Origin of the sequence: Microbacterium sp. NPDC087665, assembly GCF_044743285.1 — a bacterium.
Taxonomy (GTDB): domain Bacteria; phylum Actinomycetota; class Actinomycetes; order Actinomycetales; family Microbacteriaceae; genus Microbacterium.
In genome coordinates, this window is the sequence record NZ_JBIUWD010000005.1 from 155,110 (window position 1) to 175,534 (window position 20,425).

At 67.5% G+C, this 20,425-nt stretch carries 22 protein-coding genes; 12 read left to right on the plus strand and 10 right to left on the minus strand.

Annotated elements, in window-relative coordinates; translation table 11 throughout:
- The first annotated feature begins 19 nt into the window (after window positions 1-19).
- Window positions 20-1,537, plus strand: a complete 1,518-nt coding sequence (locus ACIOSY_RS13705) for a SulP family inorganic anion transporter (RefSeq protein ID WP_400854165.1) — start codon at window positions 20-22, stop codon at window positions 1,535-1,537.
- Window positions 1,538-1,552: 15 nt separating this feature from the next.
- On the opposite strand, the gene ACIOSY_RS13710 is transcribed toward ACIOSY_RS13705, so the two are convergent.
- The 3 genes from ACIOSY_RS13710 to ACIOSY_RS13720 all read right to left on the minus strand — a co-directional run bounded on the left by ACIOSY_RS13710 (window position 1,553) and on the right by ACIOSY_RS13720 (window position 4,739).
- Window positions 1,553-2,653, minus strand: a complete 1,101-nt coding sequence (locus tag ACIOSY_RS13710; RefSeq protein WP_400854167.1) for a YihY/virulence factor BrkB family protein — start codon at window positions 2,651-2,653, stop codon at window positions 1,553-1,555.
- Between the two features lie 85 nt (window positions 2,654-2,738).
- Entirely contained in the window at window positions 2,739-3,203 is a 465-nt protein-coding gene (locus ACIOSY_RS13715) for a hypothetical protein (protein ID WP_400854169.1), read from the minus strand.
- 150 nt (window positions 3,204-3,353) lie between these two features.
- Window positions 3,354-4,739 carry a TrkH family potassium uptake protein gene (locus ACIOSY_RS13720; protein ID WP_400854171.1) on the minus strand — a complete coding sequence of 462 codons (1,386 nt, stop codon included), beginning with the start codon at window positions 4,737-4,739 and terminating at the stop codon, window positions 3,354-3,356.
- 172 nt (window positions 4,740-4,911) lie between these two features.
- On the opposite strand from ACIOSY_RS13720, the gene nhaA reads away from it, so the two are divergent.
- A complete protein-coding gene (nhaA, locus tag ACIOSY_RS13725) occupies window positions 4,912-6,219 on the plus strand; it encodes a Na+/H+ antiporter NhaA (RefSeq protein WP_400854173.1) in 1,308 nt (435 codons plus the stop codon).
- A gap of 22 nt (window positions 6,220-6,241) precedes the next feature.
- Here nhaA and ACIOSY_RS13730 read toward each other — a convergent pair whose 3' ends face one another.
- Genes ACIOSY_RS13730 through ACIOSY_RS13740 form a run of 3 tightly spaced genes read right to left on the minus strand, consistent with a single transcriptional unit; the run spans window position 6,242 to window position 8,324 of the window.
- Window positions 6,242-7,009, minus strand: coding sequence for an ABC transporter permease (locus ACIOSY_RS13730; RefSeq protein ID WP_400854175.1), 768 nt, complete (start codon window positions 7,007-7,009; stop codon window positions 6,242-6,244).
- Window positions 7,006-7,770 carry an ABC transporter ATP-binding protein gene (locus ACIOSY_RS13735; protein ID WP_400854177.1) on the minus strand — a complete coding sequence of 255 codons (765 nt, stop codon included), beginning with the start codon at window positions 7,768-7,770 and terminating at the stop codon, window positions 7,006-7,008. The genes ACIOSY_RS13730 and ACIOSY_RS13735 overlap by 4 nt, the downstream gene beginning before the upstream one ends.
- A complete protein-coding gene (locus ACIOSY_RS13740) occupies window positions 7,767-8,324 on the minus strand; it encodes a TetR/AcrR family transcriptional regulator (protein WP_400854179.1) in 558 nt (185 codons plus the stop codon). The genes ACIOSY_RS13735 and ACIOSY_RS13740 overlap by 4 nt, the downstream gene beginning before the upstream one ends.
- A 78-nt stretch (window positions 8,325-8,402) precedes the next feature.
- Between ACIOSY_RS13740 and ACIOSY_RS13745 the strand changes: the two genes are divergently transcribed.
- The 4 genes from ACIOSY_RS13745 to ACIOSY_RS13760 are packed head-to-tail and all read left to right on the plus strand — an operon-like array spanning window position 8,403 to window position 11,502.
- Complete coding sequence (locus ACIOSY_RS13745; RefSeq protein WP_400854181.1) at window positions 8,403-9,092, plus strand: TetR family transcriptional regulator; 690 nt, start codon at window positions 8,403-8,405, stop codon at window positions 9,090-9,092.
- 50 nt (window positions 9,093-9,142) lie between these two features.
- Complete coding sequence (locus ACIOSY_RS13750) at window positions 9,143-10,081, plus strand: ABC transporter ATP-binding protein (protein ID WP_400854183.1); 939 nt, start codon at window positions 9,143-9,145, stop codon at window positions 10,079-10,081.
- Window positions 10,074-10,874: an ABC transporter permease subunit gene (locus ACIOSY_RS13755; protein WP_400854185.1), complete on the plus strand. Its 801-nt coding sequence runs from the start codon at window positions 10,074-10,076 to the stop codon at window positions 10,872-10,874. The genes ACIOSY_RS13750 and ACIOSY_RS13755 overlap by 8 nt, the downstream gene beginning before the upstream one ends.
- Window positions 10,875-10,878: 4 nt before the next feature.
- Window positions 10,879-11,502, plus strand: a complete 624-nt coding sequence (locus tag ACIOSY_RS13760) for a glycosyltransferase (protein WP_400854187.1) — start codon at window positions 10,879-10,881, stop codon at window positions 11,500-11,502.
- 67 nt (window positions 11,503-11,569) lie between these two features.
- Here ACIOSY_RS13760 and ACIOSY_RS13765 read toward each other — a convergent pair whose 3' ends face one another.
- Window positions 11,570-12,706: a sensor histidine kinase gene (locus tag ACIOSY_RS13765; RefSeq protein ID WP_400854189.1), complete on the minus strand. Its 1,137-nt coding sequence runs from the start codon at window positions 12,704-12,706 to the stop codon at window positions 11,570-11,572.
- A complete protein-coding gene (locus tag ACIOSY_RS13770) occupies window positions 12,706-13,425 on the minus strand; it encodes a response regulator transcription factor (protein WP_400854191.1) in 720 nt (239 codons plus the stop codon). The genes ACIOSY_RS13765 and ACIOSY_RS13770 overlap by 1 nt, the downstream gene beginning before the upstream one ends.
- Window positions 13,426-13,546: 121 nt before the next feature.
- Between ACIOSY_RS13770 and ACIOSY_RS13775 the strand changes: the two genes are divergently transcribed.
- The 3 genes from ACIOSY_RS13775 to ACIOSY_RS13785 are packed head-to-tail and all read left to right on the plus strand — an operon-like array spanning window position 13,547 to window position 15,545.
- A complete protein-coding gene (locus ACIOSY_RS13775) occupies window positions 13,547-14,209 on the plus strand; it encodes a glycosyltransferase family 2 protein (RefSeq protein WP_400854193.1) in 663 nt (220 codons plus the stop codon).
- Entirely contained in the window at window positions 14,206-14,880 is a 675-nt protein-coding gene (locus tag ACIOSY_RS13780) for a DUF2064 domain-containing protein (protein WP_400854195.1), read from the plus strand. Before ACIOSY_RS13775 ends, ACIOSY_RS13780 begins: the two co-directional genes overlap by 4 nt.
- On the plus strand, window positions 14,877-15,545 hold the full coding sequence (locus ACIOSY_RS13785; RefSeq protein ID WP_400854197.1) for a class I SAM-dependent methyltransferase: 669 nt from the start codon (window positions 14,877-14,879) through the stop codon (window positions 15,543-15,545). Before ACIOSY_RS13780 ends, ACIOSY_RS13785 begins: the two co-directional genes overlap by 4 nt.
- Here ACIOSY_RS13785 and ACIOSY_RS13790 read toward each other — a convergent pair.
- Window positions 15,507-15,731 carry a hypothetical protein gene (locus ACIOSY_RS13790; protein WP_400854199.1) on the minus strand — a complete coding sequence of 75 codons (225 nt, stop codon included), beginning with the start codon at window positions 15,729-15,731 and terminating at the stop codon, window positions 15,507-15,509. The two genes, ACIOSY_RS13785 and ACIOSY_RS13790, sit on opposite strands and share 39 nt — an antisense overlap.
- Window positions 15,731-16,924 (minus strand): molybdopterin-dependent oxidoreductase, encoded by a 1,194-nt coding sequence (locus tag ACIOSY_RS13795; RefSeq protein ID WP_400854201.1) that lies wholly within the window; start codon window positions 16,922-16,924, stop codon window positions 15,731-15,733. The genes ACIOSY_RS13790 and ACIOSY_RS13795 overlap by 1 nt, the downstream gene beginning before the upstream one ends.
- 142 nt (window positions 16,925-17,066) lie before the next feature.
- On the opposite strand from ACIOSY_RS13795, the gene ACIOSY_RS13800 reads away from it, so the two are divergent.
- Genes ACIOSY_RS13800 through ACIOSY_RS13810 form a run of 3 tightly spaced genes read left to right on the plus strand, consistent with a single transcriptional unit; the run spans window position 17,067 to window position 20,331 of the window.
- Entirely contained in the window at window positions 17,067-17,921 is an 855-nt protein-coding gene (locus tag ACIOSY_RS13800; protein WP_400854203.1) for an MTAP family purine nucleoside phosphorylase, read from the plus strand.
- Entirely contained in the window at window positions 17,918-18,979 is a 1,062-nt protein-coding gene (locus ACIOSY_RS13805) for an NAD-dependent epimerase/dehydratase family protein (RefSeq protein WP_400854205.1), read from the plus strand. Before ACIOSY_RS13800 ends, ACIOSY_RS13805 begins: the two co-directional genes overlap by 4 nt.
- The gene (locus ACIOSY_RS13810) at window positions 18,976-20,331 is read left to right on the plus strand and encodes a hypothetical protein (protein WP_400854207.1); all 1,356 of its coding nucleotides are present in this window, start codon (window positions 18,976-18,978) and stop codon (window positions 20,329-20,331) included. Before ACIOSY_RS13805 ends, ACIOSY_RS13810 begins: the two co-directional genes overlap by 4 nt.
- Window positions 20,332-20,425 lie beyond the last annotated feature (94 nt).

The following is a 20,425-nucleotide window of genomic DNA, read 5'->3' on the forward strand; positions in this document are numbered from 1 at the left end:
CCCAACACTCGGAGGGCACATGACTGCCGTCACACCCACCCGCGATTCCGCCTCCCGTTACCGCATCGAACCCACCGTCATGCAGGCGCTGCGCAGCCCGCGTCTGCTCACCCGTGAAGTGCTCGCGGGCCTCGTCGTCGCCCTCGCGCTGATCCCGGAGGCGATCGCATTTTCGATCATCGCGGGGGTCGACCCGCGCGTAGGCCTGTTCTCGTCGTTCATCATGGCGGTCGCGATCGCGTTCCTCGGTGGCCGTCCCGCGATGATCACCGCGGCGACCGGCGCGATCGCGCTCGTCATCGCGCCGGTGGCCCGCGAGTATGGCATGGACTACTTCATCGCCACTGTTCTTCTCGGCGGGCTCATCCAGATCGTCCTCGCCCTCCTCGGCGTCGCCAAACTGATGCGCTTCATCCCGCGCTCGGTGATGGTCGGGTTCGTGAACGCCCTGGCGATCCTCATCTTCACGTCCCAACTTCCCCAGCTCTTCGACGTGCCCTGGCTGGTCTACCCGCTCGTGGCAGTCGGACTCCTGGTGATGTTCCTCATGCCGCGCATCACGAAGGTCGTCCCGGCTCCGCTCGTCGCGATCGTGCTGCTCACAGCTGCCGTCGTCGTCTTCGCCTGGAACGTCCCAAACGTGGGTGACCAAGGCGAACTCCCCCAGAGCCTGCCCGAGCTATTCATCCCGAACGTGCCGCTGAACCTAGAGACTCTGCAGATCATCGCCCCCTACGCTCTCGCCATGGCCGTCGTCGGCCTTCTCGAGTCACTCATGACCGCGAAGCTCGTCGACGACATCACCGACACCCACTCGCGCAAGACCCGCGAGGCACTTGGCCAGGGGGCTGCGAACATCCTCTCGGGAGCGTTCGGCGGCATGGGCGGTTGCGCGATGATCGGACAAACCATGATCAACGTCAAGGCCTCCGGCGCACGCACCCGCATCTCGACCTTCCTCGCCGGAGTGTTCCTGCTCGTCCTCATTCTCGCCCTTGGCGAAGTCGTCGCGATCATCCCCATGGCGGCGCTTGTTGCCGTCATGGTCGTCGTCTCGATCGCCACGTTCGACTGGCACAGCATCCGTTGGGGCACCCTTAAGCGGATGCCCAAGAGCGAGACCGCCGTGATGCTCATCACCGTCATTGCGACCGTCTGGACACACAATCTCGCGGTCGGCGTCATCCTCGGTGTGATCGCTGCAATGATCATGTTCGCCCGCCGCGTCGCTCACTTCGTGAGCGTCACCCGCACCATCAGTGACGACACCGCGACGGCGTACTACTCCGTCGACGGCGAGCTGTTCTTCGCCTCCAGCAACGACCTCACCACCCAGTTCGAGTACGCCGATGACCCAGACACCGTGGTCATCGACATGAGCCGATCTCACGTCTGGGATGCCTCCACCGTCGCAGCCCTCGACGCGATCGTCACCAAGTATGAGAACCACGGGAAGAACGTCACCATCCAGGGCCTCAACGACACGGCAGCCGCCTTCCACGGCCGCCTCACCGGCAACCTTGGTGCCGGTCACTGACCCCTTGCCTCCGGGTCAGTCGGCCCTGCGGGTTAGTCGGCGCCACGTACCCCGCACCAACCGCAAAGCCCAGGCAAACAGCGAGTCCCGCCTCGGCGGTAGCGCTTGTCCTTGGCGTAGCCGTGTGCCCCGCTGTTCGGTGAGCTTCCGGGAACGAGTGCGTCTCTCACTCACAGCGGTGTCGCGCACGGGCAATTGCAACCGCGACTCCGCCTGCTGTCCCGCCTGCAGCTGCCGTCCGCGCTCGACCTCGGCGTTGAACTCAGCCCCCAGCAACAGGGCGAGGTTGATAAGGAACAACCAGAGCAAGAAGATCACCACTCCGGCCAATGCCCCGAAGGTGCGGTTGTAGTCGGCGAAGTTCGACACGTAGAGAACGAAGCCCGCGGACGCGATCGCGAGCGTCAGCACGGCTAGACCCGCGCCGAGGGTCAGCCACCGCAGCGGCGGCTGCGTCAGGTTCGAGGTTCCCTTGTACAGCAGCGTGATCGTGGTGACGATTGCGGCAGCGAGGAGCGGCCATTTCAGGATGTCCCAAGCGGCCAGAGAGGTGTCACCAATGTCGAGGGCATCGCCGACGACTCGAGCGATGGGACCGGAGAGAACGACGACCCCTGCCATGATCGCGAGGAGGAACAGCAAGACGACCGTGACGGCGAGTTGCGAGAGCTTGCGCTTCCAATATGGCCGCCCTTCCTCGACCCCATAGATCCGGTTGAGCGCGCGCCCGAAAGCTCCCACGTAGATGGATGCCGACCACACCGCTGTGGCGATCGCGACGATCAGGGTAAAGCCGGCAGCCGATGACTCTGCGACTTCGGTCAGAGGGGTTCGAAGAGTCTCGACCACCTCCGCCGGCGCGACTTCACCCAACAGCGAGAGAAGCCGATCCAGAACCGCCTCGCCATCGGCAATCACTCCGATCGAAGCGATGAACGCCAGGCCCGCGGGGAAGACCGACAGCACCGCGAAGAATGTCAGCGCGCCCGCCGCGTCGACACAACCGTCCCGCACGAACTCCTGCAGCGTGCGACGCCACGCATATAGCCACGTCTGCGGTTTCAGATGTGTCGGATTCGCTGGCTTGGCCGAGAGAGTGGGAGGTCCATCTGGCATGCGTTCCACGCTACGCGCCGCATCGACTTCGGGGCGATCCCTCGAGGACCTTCTCCGCACCCTCGTCCGAAGTGGTAAGCAAACGCTAGATAACCTCGCGGGTGCAGGTATCGCGGATGCTCTCGCCGCGCAGGTCCTCCCAGGGGATGGCGGCGTACCCGACGATGCCGCGGCCGGTACTGGCGAGCTCCTCGATGCGCTGCGGGAGGAGGCTCTGGCTGTCGATCCCGGAAAGGTCGATGACGACGACATCGACGTATCGGCCGCGCGCGCGCTCGAACTCGCTGTGCAGTCGGCGCGCAATGCTCTGCGCAGTGGAGCGCAGTGCGCGTCGACGCACACCGGCTTTCCGGTAAGTGATGATGAGGTGTCTGAGATCGCCATAGAACCGGCTGGAAGCGAGGGCCTCGGCCGCGCCCGAACGCAGTATGCGTCGTGCTTCCCGGGGCCGTTCGACACCGGACAGGTCGATGGTCCAGACGAGGCAGCAGGTTTGGGCCGTCCCGCCTGCGGGGAGCTGTGAGGGATGGGCGTCGGCGACGTCACCCATGTACGCGACTGTGGTGTGCATCGGGTCTTCTCGGTCGTTGATCGATGGTGCCGACCAGGCTTCCCGGCTCTCCGGCCCGTACTGCGGGCGTGAAGGAAGTCTAAGCCGCACGGGTCGGGCCCGGGCGTCCGCGCAGGCGTGTCGAAGCGGTCATCCGAGGATCGGGCGGTCGGTGGGGTAAGTAAAGTGCTCGGTGCGCTGTCGCACGGCGAGGGCGGCGGCGAGACCGATAGGCCCGACGCGCCCCGCGAGCATCAGGGCGGACAGCACGTACTTGCCGAAGGGGTCGAGGTCCGCGGACAGCCCGACCGAGAGCCCGCACGTCGCGAAGGCCGAGATGACCTCGAAGAGGATATGGTCCAGCGGAGCCTTGTTCGTGAGGGTGAGGAGCACGGTGCCCGCGAGCACGAGCGAGGCCCCGAGGAACGTTACGGAGATAGCGACCCGGAGGACGCTGTCGGGCAGCCGGCGTTCGAAGATCGTAATGTGCTTGGTGCCTCGTGCTTCGGCGACGATGGCGAGGAAGAGGACGGCGAGCGTGGTCACCTTGATACCGCCGGCAGTGGAGATCGACCCGCCACCGACGAACATGAGCGCGTCGGTGAGAAGCAGGGTCGTCGATGTGGATTGTTCCGTGTCGATGATCGCGAATCCGCCGGATCGCATCATCGTCGACGCGAACAGCGCGTGGAGGATCCGATCGAGCGGATTCAGGGTGCCGATCGTCGCGGCGTTGTTCCACTCGCTCGCCGCCCAGCTGACCGAGCCGACCACGAACAGCAGGAGCGTCGTCATGACGGTCAGCTTCGTGTGAAGAGACCAGCGTCCGCGTCCCCACAGATGGGCGATGACGGCGAGGTAGACCGGGAACCCGAGGCTGCCGGCGACTACTCCGATGACCAGGAAGGTCATGATCCAGACGTTGTGGCTATAGACGGCGAGTCCGCCGGGGTCGAGGACGAACCCTGCGTTGTTGAAGGCTGAGATGCTGTAGAACAGTGCATGCCACGGGCCGCGAACCCAGCCGTCTTCGATGATGAAGGCAGGCAGCAGCAGAAGGCAGAGCGAACCCTCGATGACGAACGTGGTCAGCACGACGATCTTCAGCAGTCGCTTCACGTCACCCAGCGGTGTCGCCCCCATAACCTGCTGAGCGAAGACGCGCCCTCCCAGGCCCAGTCGGCGGGTGACCGCCTGGGTGAGGAGGAGCGCCACCGTAACGATTCCAAGGCCGCCCGTCTGGATGGCGAGCAGGATCACGATGTGCCCGAACAGCGACCACGACGTCCCAGTGTCGACGGATGTCAGCCCGGTGACGGTCACAGCCGATGACGCGGTGAACGTCGCGTCCTGCCACGGTACGGCGACGCCATCGGCTGCGGCGATCGGGAGGCGTAACAGAACCGTGAACAGCATCGCCGCGAGGACGAACACGACGATCGATGCTCGCGCCGGAGACCGACGCGGAATGTCGGCGATCCAGCGCACCGGCGCCCGCAATCGCGCGATCCGGAAGCTCGGCTGGGCTTGCGTCATCACAGGCTCCTTGGGGTCGAAGAAGAGACGCCGACCAGACTTCCCGGCACACCGAGCACTCACAGTAGTCCGCTTCGCACAGGATGAGAAGACGCAGCCCGGCTAGAATGGTACGCGGAGTGTCGGGAAGCCTGGTCGACGATTGCACGCTCATCGACCCGAAAGCTCCCTCATGGACAAGTCTTCCTCGCGTCTCGCCAGAGTCCGCGCCGTCTTTCCCTCCGCTTCCCGCACCGAGTCACGCCGCATCGGCGAGATCCTGCGCAAGGAGACGGTTGGCGGAATCCTCCTCGTGTCCCTCGCGGTGATCGCGCTGCTGTGGGCGAACTCGCCCTGGTCGGAGTCGTACTTCGCACTGAGGGACTTCGAGATCGGATATGAGCCCTGGCATCTACGCCTGAGTCTCGGCGCCTGGGCCGCCGACGGCCTGCTCGCGATCTTCTTCTTCCTGGTCGGTCTCGAGCTCAAGCGGGAGTTCGTCGCCGGGGACCTGCGCAAGTTCAGCACGGCAGTGGTCCCGATCGTCGCGGCGGTGGGCGGGGTGATCGTGCCCGCCGTGATCTACCTGGCCGTTGTGGCCGGTTCCGCGCAGGAATCTCACGGGTGGGCGATCCCGACCGCGACCGACATCGCATTCGCAGTGGCCGTGCTCGCCATCATCGGATCGCACCTCCCGAGCGCGCTGCGGATCTTCCTGCTCACCCTGGCGGTCGTCGACGACCTCATCGCCATCGGCATCATCGCGTTGTTCTACACGGAGACGATCGAGGTCCTGCCCCTGGTGCTCGCGTTCATCGCGATCGCGGTGTACGGCGTGATCGCGCAGCGGTACCGCGCCTTCTTCCACCTGCGCCCGACCGCCGCCTGGCTGATCCTGCTGCCCATCGGTGTGGTCGCCTGGGCACTCGTGCACGCGTCGGGCATCCACGCCACGATCGCCGGTGTGCTGCTCGGCTTCATGATCCCCGTGCTCCACAAGAAGGCAGACCGCGGACCGGATGCCGGCCCGGGGCTCGCCGAAGTCTTCGAGCATCGGTTCCGCCCGCTGTCGGCCGGTTTCGCGGTGCCTGTCTTCGCGTTCTTCTCGGCGGGTGTGGCGATCGGCGGCGGGGAAGGATTCGCGTCGGCTTTCGCAGACCCCGTGGTGGTCGGTATCGTCCTCGCCCTGGTGATCGGGAAGCCGCTCGGGATCACCGCGGCGACCTGGATCATCACGAGAATCCGGCGCATCAACCTCGACCCATCCCTGAGATGGATCGACATCATCGGCGTCGGCCTCCTCGCCGGCATCGGGTTCACGGTCTCTCTTCTGGTCGCCGAGCTCAGCTTCGCCGTCACGAGCGAGCATCACGACCACGCCAAGGTCGCCATCCTGACCGCATCCGTCATCGCTGCCGTCGGCGCCTCGGTGCTCCTCGGGGCCCGCAATCGCCGCTACCGGCGGCTCGCGACCTCTGACGACTCTGACGACGACGTCTGATCCGACGGGTGCCGGAAACCTCTCACGGCACAGTGGCCTTCTGCCACCACAGCCAGGTCCCTGCGGCTGCAGTGACACCGACGGGCAGCGCGAGGAGCAGCTGCGGTGCGGTCACTGTATCGGCGAGCTCCGGACCACCGAGGCCCGACCAGATCCCCGGCGCAGCATACGGGAACCAGGATCCTGCCCCCAGCGCGACGACCACCTGCGTGATCACGACGAGTGCGAGCAACGCCGAGATCGCGGGGAGATAGCCTCGCGCAAAGCTGGCGACCAGTGCCAGCGGCAACGTGAGCAGCACCGTGAGGGCGCCGACGACCGCGATACGCCCCGCCCCGACCCAAGCGTCGGAGTCGGGGACGCCGAGTCCGATCAGCACGCCGGCCGCGAGTGTGAGAAGAGCCGCGAGACAGGACGTCAGGACGCCCCATGCCGTCACGATGAGAAGCTTCGCAGTGGCGACGGAACCCAGCGGTGTGGGCGTGGCGAAAAGCGCCCCAAACGTCCCATCGGTGAACTCCCGCCCGAACACCCAGGAGGCGACGATCCCGACGCCGAGCAGGCCTGCGACCGACATGATCTGCGCGGAGAAGCCGGTGATGCCCGCCCAGCCCGTGTCGGTGAGGAGCGCGGTGGCCTTCCGAGCGAGGGAGCTGCCCGAATCGGAGCGCACCACGGCGAGTAGCCCGGCGCTCATCGCCGGGACGAGGACAGCGAGGATGACAGTCGCGGCGCGCACCGTCGTCGCGCGACGCGCCTTGAGCCACTCGAGGTGAAGCGCGGCGTTCACGCGACGCCTCGCGTCGAGATTCCCTCGCTGGCGGAGACCATGTCGAAGAACTGCCGTTCGATGTCGATCCCCCGCGGCGGGAGCGTCCCGATGACTCTTCCCCGATGCATCACGCTGATCGTGTCGGCGATGCGCGCCATCTCGTCGAGATGATGGCTCGAGACCAGGATCGCGGCACCGCTCGCCGCGGCCTGCTGCAGCATCCGGCGGATGACGTGCACGCCCGCGGGGTCGAGTCCGTTAGCGGGTTCGTCGAGTACCAGCAGACGAGGACGATGCACCACCGCGCTGGCCAGCCCCAGTCGCTGCCTGTTCCCGAGTGACAGGGTGTGCGTTCTCCGGTGCGTCCAGTGGCCGAGCTCAAGCTGCTCGATAGTGTCGTACGCCGCAGCCGCGGCGACTGCACGCGGCACGCCGCGCAGCCGGGCAGCGGCAATCACGGTTTCCGTGACCGTGAGCTCGGCATAGGCAAAGGGCGTCTCGATCAGATGACCGACGTGACGCCATTCCGATCGCGGCAGACGATCCAGCGGGATCATCTCCTCGTCGCACCGCACGCGCACCGTGCCGGCGTCAGCGCGGATCATGCCGAGCATCGATCGCATGAGCGTGGTCTTTCCCGCTCCGTTCAAGCCGACGAGCGCATGGATGCTGCCACTGCGCAGGTCGAGGCTCACATCGTTGAGAGCTGTCTCGTCGCCGTACCTCTTGTGGACCTGATGGGCGGAGAGCATCACCTGCGATGCCGTCTCGGTGGTCATGCCGTCGCCTCGGGGACGAGCATGCTGAGCGCTTCGAGGATCCTCGGGCCCAGCGGGGCAGCGGAGGATTCGGATCCCCACTCTAGAAGGGCTGCCATCACGGCGCCGAGGCAGGCGCCCGCGGCGACGACCGCCTCTCGCCTCGACGTTCCCTGCGCGGTCAGCGCCTCAACGATGAGGGATTCCGTCTGCTGGGTGTTCTGCCACGCCCGTGCACGCAGCCGCGGATGGGCGGCGATGATCGCCACCCGAGTGCGAGTCTCCTCCGGCGTCGCCTCCGGCGCGGACTCCCACGCGCGCAGCAGGCCCCGTCGCACGCGTTCCAGGGGTCGGAGATCGACGGGTTGCGCGGCCACCGCATCCGCGATGAAGGGGTCGTACGGGTCGTCGAGGATGGCGTCTTCCTTCGTCGGGAAGTACCGGAAGAACGTCATGTGCGACAACCCGGCGTCACGGGCGATCTCCTCGACCGTCACGGCGTCGAAGCCGCGTTCCGAGAACAATCGCAGCGCCGACTCGCGGAGGCGCTCAGAGGTGGGAACAAGAGCGTTCATGAAGCCATGTTAGTCACTAACACTCTGGGTGAGCAATAGCCCTTACCGTTGGCTGAACGAGCGTTTAGCATACTGATTATGCGTTCAGCATCCGAAGATCTCACGACCAGGGCGCGCATTCGCGACGCGGCGATCGCGCGGTTCAGCGCGCGCGGATTCGCCGGTACGAGTCTGCGGCAGATCGCGCAGGATGCGGCGGTGAGCCCGGCGCTCATCCTGCACCACTTCGGAAGCAAGGAGGGGCTGCGGGAGGCGTGCGACGCGCACGTCGTGAACACACTCCTCTCAGAGCGGGATGGCATGACGGGTGCCGACGCTTCACGCCTGATGCGGGAGGCGCTGGACTCACTGGAGGGGCGCAGCGTCGCGCTGGACTACCTCGCTGGGATGCTCGTCGACGACTCTGCCGCGTCCGACCGGCTCTTCGATACGTTCCTCGCCAGCACGAGAGAGATGTTGCGCGAGCAGATCGCCGCGGGCACGATGCGCGAGCAGTCCGACCTCGAAGCCACCGCCGTGTACATGACGCTCTACGGCCTCGGTCCCGTTATCCTGCGCCGCCACCTCGCACGCGCCTTCGGGGAGAACACGCTGACGACGTCGTTGCTGGAGCGCTCTACGATCCCGGTGCTGGAGCTGTACACGCACGGTCTCTATGCCGATGACCGTCTGCTCGTCGCCGCGAAAGAGGCGCTGTCCCGGCGCAGCGGCCCTCGTTCGGACAAGGGAGAGAACGACCCGAATCAAGACCCGGATCCGCCGCGCTGACGCGACCTCCGAACCTGATTCCTCTCCACTCTTCCGAAAGGAGCAGGGAAATGACCCCTGCCATCGAACTGACCCGTCTTCGCAAGCAGTACGGCCGACGCACGGCCGTCGACTCCCTCGACCTGCGCATCGAGCCCGGCAGCGTCTTCGGACTCATCGGCCCCAACGGGGCCGGAAAGACCACCACGCTGCGCATGATCCTCGACATCATCCGCCCTACGGCAGGCGCCATCCGGGTCCTGGGTGAGGATCCCCGTCGAGGCGGTCCCGCACTTCGGCGACGCATCGGCTTCATTCCCGGTGAGCTGCGGCTCGACGGCCGGATGACCGGACGCCGCCTGCTTGACTTCTACAGCGAGGTGTCCAGTCCAGTGACCTCCGGCACGATCGACCGTCTCGCGGACCGGCTCGACCTCGACCTGAGCCGCCCGGTGCACGCGCTCTCGAAGGGCAACAAGCAGAAGCTCGGCATCGTCCAAGCCTTCATGCACGAACCGCCGCTGCTCGTTCTGGACGAGCCGACCAGCGGACTCGACCCGCTCGTCCAGCGAGAGTTCCTCCGCCTCGTCACGGACGCGAGAGACCGGGGCCAGACCGTGCTGCTGAGCTCGCACGTGCTCAGCGAGATCCAGCAGACAGCAGACGTCGTCGCCGTCCTCAGCCAGGGGAAGATCGTCGCGGAAGGTGACGTGGCGTCACTCAGACTCGGTGCGATCCGGCGGGTGCGCGTCGGTCTCGCCGCCACGAATGCGACCGTGATCCGCGAACAGCTCGGTGCGCTGCCGCACATCTCGGAGCTGGACGTGCGCAGCGAGACGGACATCGTGCGGGTGAGCGCCACCGTCGACGGCGACATCGATCCTTTGGTGAAGTGGCTCGCCCAATGCCGAGTCATCGATCTTGCAGTCGAGGAGCCCGACCTGGAGGAATCCGTGCTGAGGCTCTACGGTGAACCCTCGCGTCCGGAAACGGGTGAGCGCGATGCGTGACGCGCTTCCCATCTTCCGTCGTTCGCTGCGTGAGAGCTGGCGCGGGACGCTGGGCTGGACCGTCGGCGTCGCGGCGGTGCTGTTCATGTACTTGCCGCTGTTTCCCAGCATCGGAGGCAACGGGCAGATGCAGCAGATCATCGACAGTCTGCCACCCGAGCTGGTGGGAGCGCTCGGCTACGATCAGATCGGCACCGGCGCCGGATACGCGCAGGGCACTTTCTACGGCCTCATCGGATTCCTGCTGCTGACCATCGCCGCCACTTCCTGGGGTGCCGGCGCCATCGCCGGAGCTGAAGAGTCCGGGCGTCTCGAAATCGACCTGGCTCATGGTGTGGGTCGGGTGAGCTACGCGCTGGAGTCCGCCGCCTCGATCTTGGTCCGGCTCGTTTGGCTGGGTGTGTTCGCGGGCGCTGTGGTCGCCTTGCTCAACGATTCTGCCCAGCTCGACATCGATCCGATCCGCATCGTCGACGCCACCGTCGTCTTCGTCGGCCTCACGATGCTCGCGGGGAGCGCCGCGCTGTTCGTGGGTGCGCTCTTCGGTCGACGTTCTTGGGCGATCGCCGCAGGCGCGGGGACCGCTGTCGCCGGGTACGCGTTCAACGCGATCGCGAACCAGGTTGAGGAGGCGGAATGGCTACGGGCGATCTCGCCGTACTCCTGGGCATTCCATCAGCCTCCCCTCGTGGAGGGACTCAGTCCGAACGGTGCCATCGCGCTCTGGGGCCTGAGTCTCGCGCTCGTCGCGGCATGCGGGTGGACGTTGCACCGCCGCGACGTGATCGGCTGAGTCGATGCGCGCACTCATCTCGACCTTCGGCACGCGGGGTGATGTCGAGCCCTACGCGGCCCTCGCCGAACGGCGGAAGCGTGAGGGCCATGACGTCACTCTGTCCGCTCCAGAGGCGTACCGCGAAGACCTCGAACGTCGGGGCATCGGGTTCGAGCCCATGGGCGATGCCATGCATGCGGCGATGCGGGCGCTGATGGGCCGACGCACAGGGACCGTTCGAAGCCGCGGCGGTCGCCCGGCGGATGGCACGATGCGACTCTCCCTTACCGACCAGTGGGCGGTGGCGCAGACGGTCGAACCGACCATCATCGTGTCCCACCCCCAAGGCGCTGGCCGGAATCCACATCGCGGAACGACTCGGCATCCCGTTCGTCGCCTCGCTCCCGCTTCCGTTCCTCACCCCCACGCGGGACTTCGCCATCCCGTTCTTGGCGCGGCGATTTCCTGGACCCGTCAATCGCCTGAGCTGTCAGTTCAACCGATTCACGGCCGTCGCGTACGGCGGGATGATCAATCGGGCTACTGGCGCGCCCTCTCGGAGGAAGCGCGACACGACCTCATTGTTTTCGAGGACTTCGTTGACTCAAGAGGGGCGGTTCCCGGACTTCGGGCGAAGACGCCTTGATCATCTACCGGCATCGTCGTACGGATCTAGTGCCGCGGCGCCCGCCGCTGATGGCAGTGATCGCGGCTCAGATCTGCGCGGGGAGGCGGATGTCGAACCGGGAGCCGACCTCGACGTGGTGGGCGCTGATTACGCCGTCGTGCGCCTCGACGATGCCGCGCGCGATCGCAAGGCCGAGACCCGCGCCGCTGGTGCCATGGATATCGACGCCGGGCGTGCGGGCGTCGGTGCCGCGCCATCCCGGCTCGAAGACCCGGGTGAGGTCGGCCTCGTGGATCCCCGACCCGGAGTCCTCGACCGAAAGCACCATCGTCTCCTCCTCGCGGGCGGTGCTGATGCGGATCGTTCCTCCCGCTGGCGTGTGCTCGATGGCGTTGGCGAGGAGGTTGATCATGACGCGAGCGAGTTCGCGGGCGTCGCCGACGACGGTGTGATCAGAGCTGGTCAGTTCGACGAGCGAAACCTGCTTCGCGCGAGCGATCGGCGCCAGCTCGGCGACAGCGTCGCTGACAAGGTCGTGCAGTGACATCGGCTCGGGGTGGAGGACGAGCGTTCCGGAGGTGATCTTCGACAGCTGGAAGAGACTGTCCACGAGGTCGGTCATGTGGTCGACCTGGCGTCGCATCTGCCGGTGGAAGCGCGCGGGGTCGTCGGCGAGGCCGTCGTCGAGAGCCTCGGTCATGGCGCGCAGGCCCGCCAGTGGGCTTCGCAGATCGTGCGAGATCCACGCGATGAGCTCGCGACGCGACCGGTCGAGCATCTGCACTTCGTCTCTCGCGACGGCTAGACGCTCACTCGTCATGACGAGTTCGTCGGCCACCCGGGCGAAATCTGCGTTCACGGCGAGGGCACCGGTAGAGCCGAGTCTCTCGCCGTCACCGACCGAGTGCGTCAGTCGCTGGAGCGAGCGCGTGCCTCGGATGAGCTGCGTAGCCAGCAGGACCGCGACGGCCAGGGCGACGACGGACGAGATCACGGTCACCACGACGACGACCAGGAGATCGTGAGGGGAGATGTACATCGCCTCGGCGACGGCGAGGACACCGGCGCCGAACGACAGCACCACGCTGCCGATCACGACGCACAACTGCAGCATGAGCGATCGCCGTCGCACCAGCCACAGTACGATCACGCCGAGCACGCCCACCACGAGGGCACAGGACAGAGCGATCCCCGCGATCGCGGCGATGTCGGCGAAGGGCATCAGGCGCCTCCGAGTTCGAGGCGGTAGCCGACGCCCCACACGGTCACCAGTACCACGGGGTTGCCGGGGTCGGCTTCGATCTTCTCCCGGAGCCTTCGCGTCGTCACCGTGACCGTCGACAGGTCTCCGATCTCCCAGCCCCACACGCTGCGGAGCAGGGTCGATCGGTCGAACGTCTGTCGCGGATGCTTGAGGAAGAAGGCGAACAGATCGAACTCGCGCACGGACAGATCGAGCGGCAGCCCGGCCTTGGTGACGGTGCGCGCGGACGCATCGAGGTGGAACGGTCCGAGATCGAAGGGCGCTTCACGCGCGAACTCCGGCAGACTCCGTCGCAGCACCGAGTTGACCCGGAGTACGAGCTCTCTCGGCGAGAAGGGCTTGACCACGTAGTCGTCCGCCCCTGCCTCCAGGCCGTCGATGCGGTCGTCCTCAGAGCCGAGCGCCGTCAGCATGATGATCGGCACCGTGGACTCGGCACGGATACGTCGACACACCTCTGCACCGTCGATGCCGGGGAGCATCCTGTCGAGCACGACGAGGTCCGGGGAGGTTTCGGTCAACGCGGCGAGGCCGGAGAAGCTGTCGCCGACGCAGTCCACGAGGTAGCCAGCCGCGCGCAGATAGGTGTCCAGGATCTCGCTCACAGTGGCGTCGTCCTCGATCACGAGCACACGACGGTCCGTGAGCTCGCGGGGATCCACCGATGCCTGCGACATGCTCCCATCGTAGGTTCGGGGTTTCGCCGCTGCGCGGAAAAACGTGCCGCCAGGACATCCTTCCTCGGTTCGTAAGGAGTTCGCGGGGGTGCGGCGGCCTCCGCTTCCTTAGCTTCGGGGTATGACCATCCGCACCGACGTCGTCCTGCCATGTCTGAACGAGGCGGCAGCACTGCCCAGTGTGCTCCGGTCGCTGCCGGCGGGCGCGCGGGCGATCGTTGTGGACAACGGCTCGACCGACGGCTCCGCCGACATCGCACGCGCGGCCGGAGCCCTGGTCGTCGAAGCGTCGCGTCGCGGGTACGGGGCGGCCGTGCACGCGGGCCTGTGTGCCGCGACCGCACCGGTGGTCGCCTTCTGCGACGCGGACGGCTCCTTCGATCTGACCCAGCTCGATCGAGTTGCGGGCCCCGTCCTCCGCGGCGAGAGCGATCTCGTGTTCGGCAGGCGCCGAGTTGTGAGCGCCACGGCCTGGCCGCTGCATGCACGGTTCGCGAACACCGCGCTCCTCGCGATGGTGCGGCGGCGCACCGGACTCCGACTGCAGGATCTCGGACCATTCCGGGCGGGCCGACGTGAGCAGCTCCTCGCCCTCGGCATGGAGGACAGGCGCAGCGGATATCCGCTCGAGCTGCTGCTGCGCGCATGGCGGGGCGGGCTGCGGATCGAGGAAGTCGATGTGGACTACCACCCCCGCCTCGGGCGGTCCAAGGTCACGGGCACGGTACGCGGCACGATCACGGCCGTCCTCGACATGCGCCGGATGCTGCGGAGGCTCGCGTGAGCGCGGCACCCACCACGATCGTGGTGATGGCGAAGGAGTGCATCCCCGGGCGCGTGAAGACGCGCCTGCATCCGCCTCTGTCACTCGAAGATGCTGCGCGGGTCGCGGCGGCGAGCCTCGCGGACACGCTGGATGCCGTCCAGGCGACCGGATTGCCGGTGATCGTGTGCGCGCAGGGCGCCGTGGCCGTGCCTGTAGGGGTGCGCACGATCCCACAGGTCGAGGGCGGATTGGATGAGCGCATCGGCGCGGCGCTGGACGAGTGCCGAGGGCGAGTGCTGCTCATCGGCATGGACACGCCGCAGGTGAATCCGAGGCTGCTCCGATCGTTCGCGGACGAGTGGCCGGAGGGCGCGGATGCCTGGTTCGGACCTGCCACGGACGGAGGCTTCTGGCTGCTCGGGCTCGATGAGCTGGGGCCTGAGACGCTCGGCGGACAGCGGCGCGGCGACCTGGTGAGGGGTGTGCCGATGTCGTCGTCCGAGACCGGGCGTCGGCAACGCGAGCGCCTCGAGACCGCGGGTCTGGCGATCGCGGATGCGGCACCGCTCACCGACATCGACGACATCGCTTCCCTTCGCGACGTAGCCGCTCTGCTTCCTCCGGCCGGACGCCTCGCGCGGCTGCTGCCCGAACTCGGCGTGCTTCTCGGTAAAGGAGCCGCTTCATGAGCAGTCCGGTCACCGCGCACTTCGGCGCCGGCGGCGATGCGCCCTACGACGTCGCGCTCCGCAACGGCGGCGGCACGCTCCGGCTGATCGAGCAGGCCGCGGACGGAGGGAGACGCATCGAGATCGCGCGGTTCCTCGCCGCGGCGGATGCGGCGGACGAATCCGTGGTCGAAAGGATCCGTGGACCGGTCCTGGACGTGGGCTGCGGTCCGGGACGCCTGCTACACGCCGCGATCCGTGCCGGTCTGCTCGGCCTCGGCGTGGACGTGTCGCGCACGGCTGTCGAGCATGCCAGGGAACGCGGGCTCCCTGCTCTGCAGCTGTCGGTGTTCGAACCGCTTCCGCAGGAGGGGGCATGGGAGACGCTCCTGCTGCTCGACGGCAACATCGGCATCGGCGGGGAGCCGATCGCTCTGCTCGCTCGGTGTGCGCAGATCATCTCACCCTGGGGCAGCATCTGCGCCGAGGTCGATCCCGATCCCGACGCCGATCGGGGCTACGAGGCCACCGTCGTCGACGATGACGGGCGCTCGAGTTCCCCGTTCCCCTGGTACGACATCGGCGCCGCGGCCGTGCGGAAACGCGTTCAGGGCACGGCGCTCGAGATCGTCGAGGAGTGGACGGCGTCAGGACGGGCGTTCGTGCGTCTCGGACGTCGGGACTGATCGACGCAGGTGATGCCGCGCCGCGCTCGCGGCCGCGAGGAGCCCGTCGTGCACCACGACGACCGCGCCCAGCCAAAGGGCTGCGCTGAGCAGCTGTGCGACGTCCTGGCGGGAGAGCATCAGCCAGGCCCCCCAACCGAGAAGGAGAACGCCGCCGACGACGAGAGCGATGCGGATGCCGCGCATCAGGCCACCTGGATGGATGTCAGCCACTTGGTCTGGAGCGCCCCAGGTCTTCCGGGGGCGATGACGCGCGCAGGGTAGCCGTGATCGAGGTCGAGCTCTTCGCCGTTGAGGCGCAGGGCCACGAGGGTCCGAGGGTCCTGCGCGTAGGCCGCCGGCATCGTCGTCGCGCCGAACGCGCCGCGGCGCTGCAGGCTGCGGAACCGGACCGTCGCGTCCTTCGGAGCGCTGACGAGGGCGAGGAGATCGCGGAGTCGCACCCCGGTCCAGGTCGCGTCGACCGTCCACCCCTCGACGCACGACATCGGAAGGACTTCGCTGTGCTGCGGCAGAGCCTCCAGATCGGTGCGCGACAGAGCGAGCGCGGTGGCACCGGTGCCGAGGGTCAACAGCCATGTCGCGTCCACGGACGCCGGGGTTACATCGGCTTGGCGGGCCGAGCGATTCACCGGCAGGTCCTGGGGGCTGCCGATGCGCGATCGCGGCTCCTTGAGACTGAATGGACCGATCGGAGTCGCGGTGTGCGCGGCGGCCGCGACGCCGAAGAGGGCCGAGGCACCGCCGACTCCCCAGAGAAAGCCGCGTCGCGAGATGTCGCGCCCGTCCTCGGCCGAGGTCTTCTCCTCGGCATCTGCACGCCACTGCCGCGCAATCAGGGGCAGGTGCACCGCGATGTGTACCGCGAGCGCGCCGATGAGCACCCAAGAGAGCGCGAAGTGGGTGCGGCGGAACGAAAAGACCCAGGGGTACCACTGCAGAGTGTTGAGGATGCCCGTGATCGGCACCATCAGTGCGGTCGCGACGAGCACGGCCAGGCTCACCCGCTCGAGCAGATGCGGCAGGCTACGGATCGCGGGCCATGTGAAGAGCTTCGGGAACACCACCCAGAGCTTCGCGAGCAAGAGGGGCACCAGGAGCGACCCCACGACGACGTGGGTTCCCTGCGTCCACCCATACAGATGCTCGGGTCCGACGGCGAGCGGAAGCCAGGGCAGCGGGTCCTGCAGGAGGTGGCTGTAAACACCGGTCAGGAAGCAGATGACGAAGGCCGCGCCGAGCAGGCGGCCGACGACGACCGCCGTGCGCGTCGTGCGGAGTGGGGAACCGAGCGTTCGCCGCACCCGTTCGAATCGTTCGCCCAGCACCGTCGAGAGTCGCTCGGTGACGGAAGTCGTCGCTGTGCCGTCTTCACCCATGGGTTCAGTATGGGAATGAGCGGGTCCCCGGCGGTGCGGATGAGATTACAGAGCGGTGACGGTGTCGCGCTCCCGGCGAGATGTCACCGCAGTGTAAGGAAATCGGCGATTGCGCTGCCGACGCCTCCCGCAATCTGGGTCCATGACGGATCCACTACGCAGCACTGCCGGAGCAGAGATCGAGTTCGCCGTGATTGGCGGGTCGGGGTTCCAGACGATCGAGGTCGACGAACGAGTGGTGCTTCCACCGCAGCCCTCGCCCTGGGGTGCGACCCCGGAGATCGTAACGGGCTCTGTGAGTGGACGTCGGGTGGGGTTCGCTCCGCGTCACGGCTCGGGGCACAGGATCCCGCCGCACCTGGTCGATCCGCGCGCCCTGCTCTGGGCGCTGCGACGCCTCGGCGCGCGCGTGCTGCTGTCCACCAACGCGGTCGGCGGTCTGGGGCATCCGCTGCTTCCGGGGGATTTCGTGCTCACTGATCAGCTCATCGACCGCACCCACGGTCGAGTCGACACCTACTTCGACGGGTCCGGAGTCGGGGGCGTGCAGCATCTGCCGTTCGCCGAGCCCTATGACGCGCCGCTGCGCGGGATCGCGCTGCGCGCGCTGCAGGACCTGGGCGAGCGGGTGCATGCGGCGGGAACCAGCGTCGTGATCCAAGGCCCACGGTTCTCGACAGCGGCGGAGGCCGACTGGCATCGCGCGATGGGTGCCGACCTGGTCAACATGACGCAGCTGCCAGAGGCCGCGCTCGCCGCCGAGGTCGGTTTCGCGCACGTCAATCTCGCGATCGTCACCGACACCGACACCCAGCGCGGTGCAGCGGAAGTGGACACCTCCGTGACGGCCGAGCGCGTGTTCGCGGTGATGGCGGCGGCGCAACCGCGACTCAACGCCGCCGTTGCAGCCATCATCACCGCGGTCCCCGTGGGATACGCGCCCGCTGACCGGCTCGACACCGCTGTGGTAGACGTGCTGCTGAGGCGGCGCGGATGAGCGGGACGCTCCTGGTCACGGGCGGAGCCGGATTCATCGGCGCGGCCGTGGTCGAGGAAGCGCTCGCCGCGGGCTGGCGGGTGCGCGTGCTGGATTCGCTGCGTGCCGACGTGCACGGGCGAACCAATCCCGTCCACCCAGAGGCGGAATTCGTCCTCGGCGACGTGCGCGACGACTCCGCCGTCCGTCAGGCGCTGCGCGGCGTCGATGCGGTGAGTCACCAGGCGGCGAAGGTCGGGCTCGGGCTCGGCATCCGGGATGCGCCGGACTATGTCTCTTCGAACTCCCTCGGCACTGCCACGCTGCTCGCCGCAATGGCTGAGGCAGGCGTCGCGAGGCTAGTGCTGGCGTCATCGATGGTCGTGTACGGCGAGGGGCTCTACCTCGACGGCGATCGCCGGGTGCAGCCTCCGCCACGCAGCCGGGAGGATCTGGAGGCGGGTCGATTCGACCCGATCTCGGAGCGCACCGGCGAACCTCTTCGCGCGATCACCATCCCCGAGGATCAGCCCTGCGATCCACGCAACGTCTACGCGGCGACCAAACTCGAGCAGGAGTTGCTCGCACGCGCCTGGGTGCACGGCGGCGGGCGTGCTGCGATGCTGCGCTACCACAACGTCTACGGACCTCGGATGCCTCATGGCACGCCGTACGCGGGCGTCGCGTCGTTGTTCCGGTCCGCTCTCGAGCGCGGAGACGCGCCTCGAGTCTTCGAGGACGGCCGGCAGCGGCGCGACTTCATCCACGTTCACGACATCGCGCGGGCGAACATCGCGGCACTGGGCTGGACCGCTACAGCTCCGCCGGAGGCCGCGCGAGCGTTCAATGTCGCGACCGGAGAGCCGCACACGATCGGCGAGTTCGCCGACGGCCTCGCCACCGCCTTCGGCAGCACGATACCCCCGCGCACGGGCGAGTTCCGGATGGGAGACGTGCGGCACATCACCGCATCCGCCGTCCGCATCCGCGAGGAACTGGGCTGGCACGCGCAGGTGGCGTTCGACGAGGGCGTGCGCGAGTTCGCGCTCGAGCCGCTGCGCCCACAGGTCGAAGGATGAGCCGCACGACGCTGTCGCCACCGGGTCCGCGATTGGCGGCTTGGGGAATGGCGGCGATGCTCGTGCTCATCGCCGCTGCGATTGCCATCCCCGTGTTGACGGGGTGGAACGTGCACGTGAAGTCGTTCCCGCCGCTCCACGCCGAATGGATGCCGCGCATCGGACCCGGGACGCCACTCGCAGTGCTGCTCGGTCTCGCCGGCGTCCTCTGGGGTCCGAGACTCGCGACCGCGGCGCGATGGGGGCGACTGCTGATGATCTCGCTCGCGGCATCGGCGCTGTGGCTCTTCGCGCTCGCCACGGTCGATGGTCTCGACGGGATCGGCACCATCCTCGATCACCGCTATGAATACCTCGGCACCGCGCGCGAGGTGGATGACTTCGGCATGACGCTGCGTGAATACGTCGAACGGATCCCCTACGACCACCCCGACAACTGGCCCGTGCACATCGCCGGCCACCCACCGGGTGCCTTGCTCTTCTTCGTCGTCCTCGTCCGCGTCGGTCTGGGAAGCGCTCTCGCCGCGGGCACGGTCGTGCTGCTTCTGGGGGCGACCACCGCGGTGGCGGCCATGATCACCCTCCGCGCGCTTTCCGCCGAGGGGCTCGCACGCCGGGCCGCGCCCTTCCTCGTGTTCACGCCCTCGGCCATCTGGGTGGCCGTATCGGGCGACGGCCTATTCATGTCCGTTGCCGCCTGGGGCATCTGCGCGCTGGCGCTCGCGACGCGAGCGCACGGTATCGCCCGGATCGCCTGGTCCGGGTTCGCGGGTCTTTTGCTCGGCTACTGCGTGATGCTCTCCTACGGGCTCCCTCTGCTGGGCGTCCTCGCGGTTGCGATCCTTGTGGCAGGACGCTCCTGGGTGCCATTGCCGATCGCCGGTGCCACGGCACTCTTCGTGGTGGGCCTGTTCGCGGTGAACGGCTTTGCCTGGTGGGAGGCGTTCCCGGTGCTGCAGGAGCGCTATTGGGACGGCGTGGCCTCGCGGCGCCCGCCCGGGTACTGGTTGTGGGGGAATCTCGCGGCGTTCGGGGTGAGTGCCGGACCGGCGATCGGCGCGTCGATCGCGGCCGTCGGTGCGGGAGCGGTCGCGACTGTGCGGTCCCGCAGCCTCCTGGGGTGGAACCCCCGCGCGGTGCTGCTGCTGCTCGCGGCCGCCGGCTGGGCGATGGTGATTCTCGCCGATCTCTCGAACATGAGCCGCGCAGAGGTCGAACGCATCTGGCTGCCGTTCGCACCCTGGGTTACTATCGGCATCGCCCTGTTTGGACCGACGACGCTGCGGTGGCTGCTGGGCGCACAGATCGGATTCGCAATCCTTGTTCAGTCAGTCCTCAGCACCGGGTGGTGAATCAGCAGGAGCTGCGGATCAGCAACGGAGTGTCCGATCTCACGAGAGTTGTCATGAAGTGAGACGGCAGTGAACCGGAATTCCGCGACGGTTC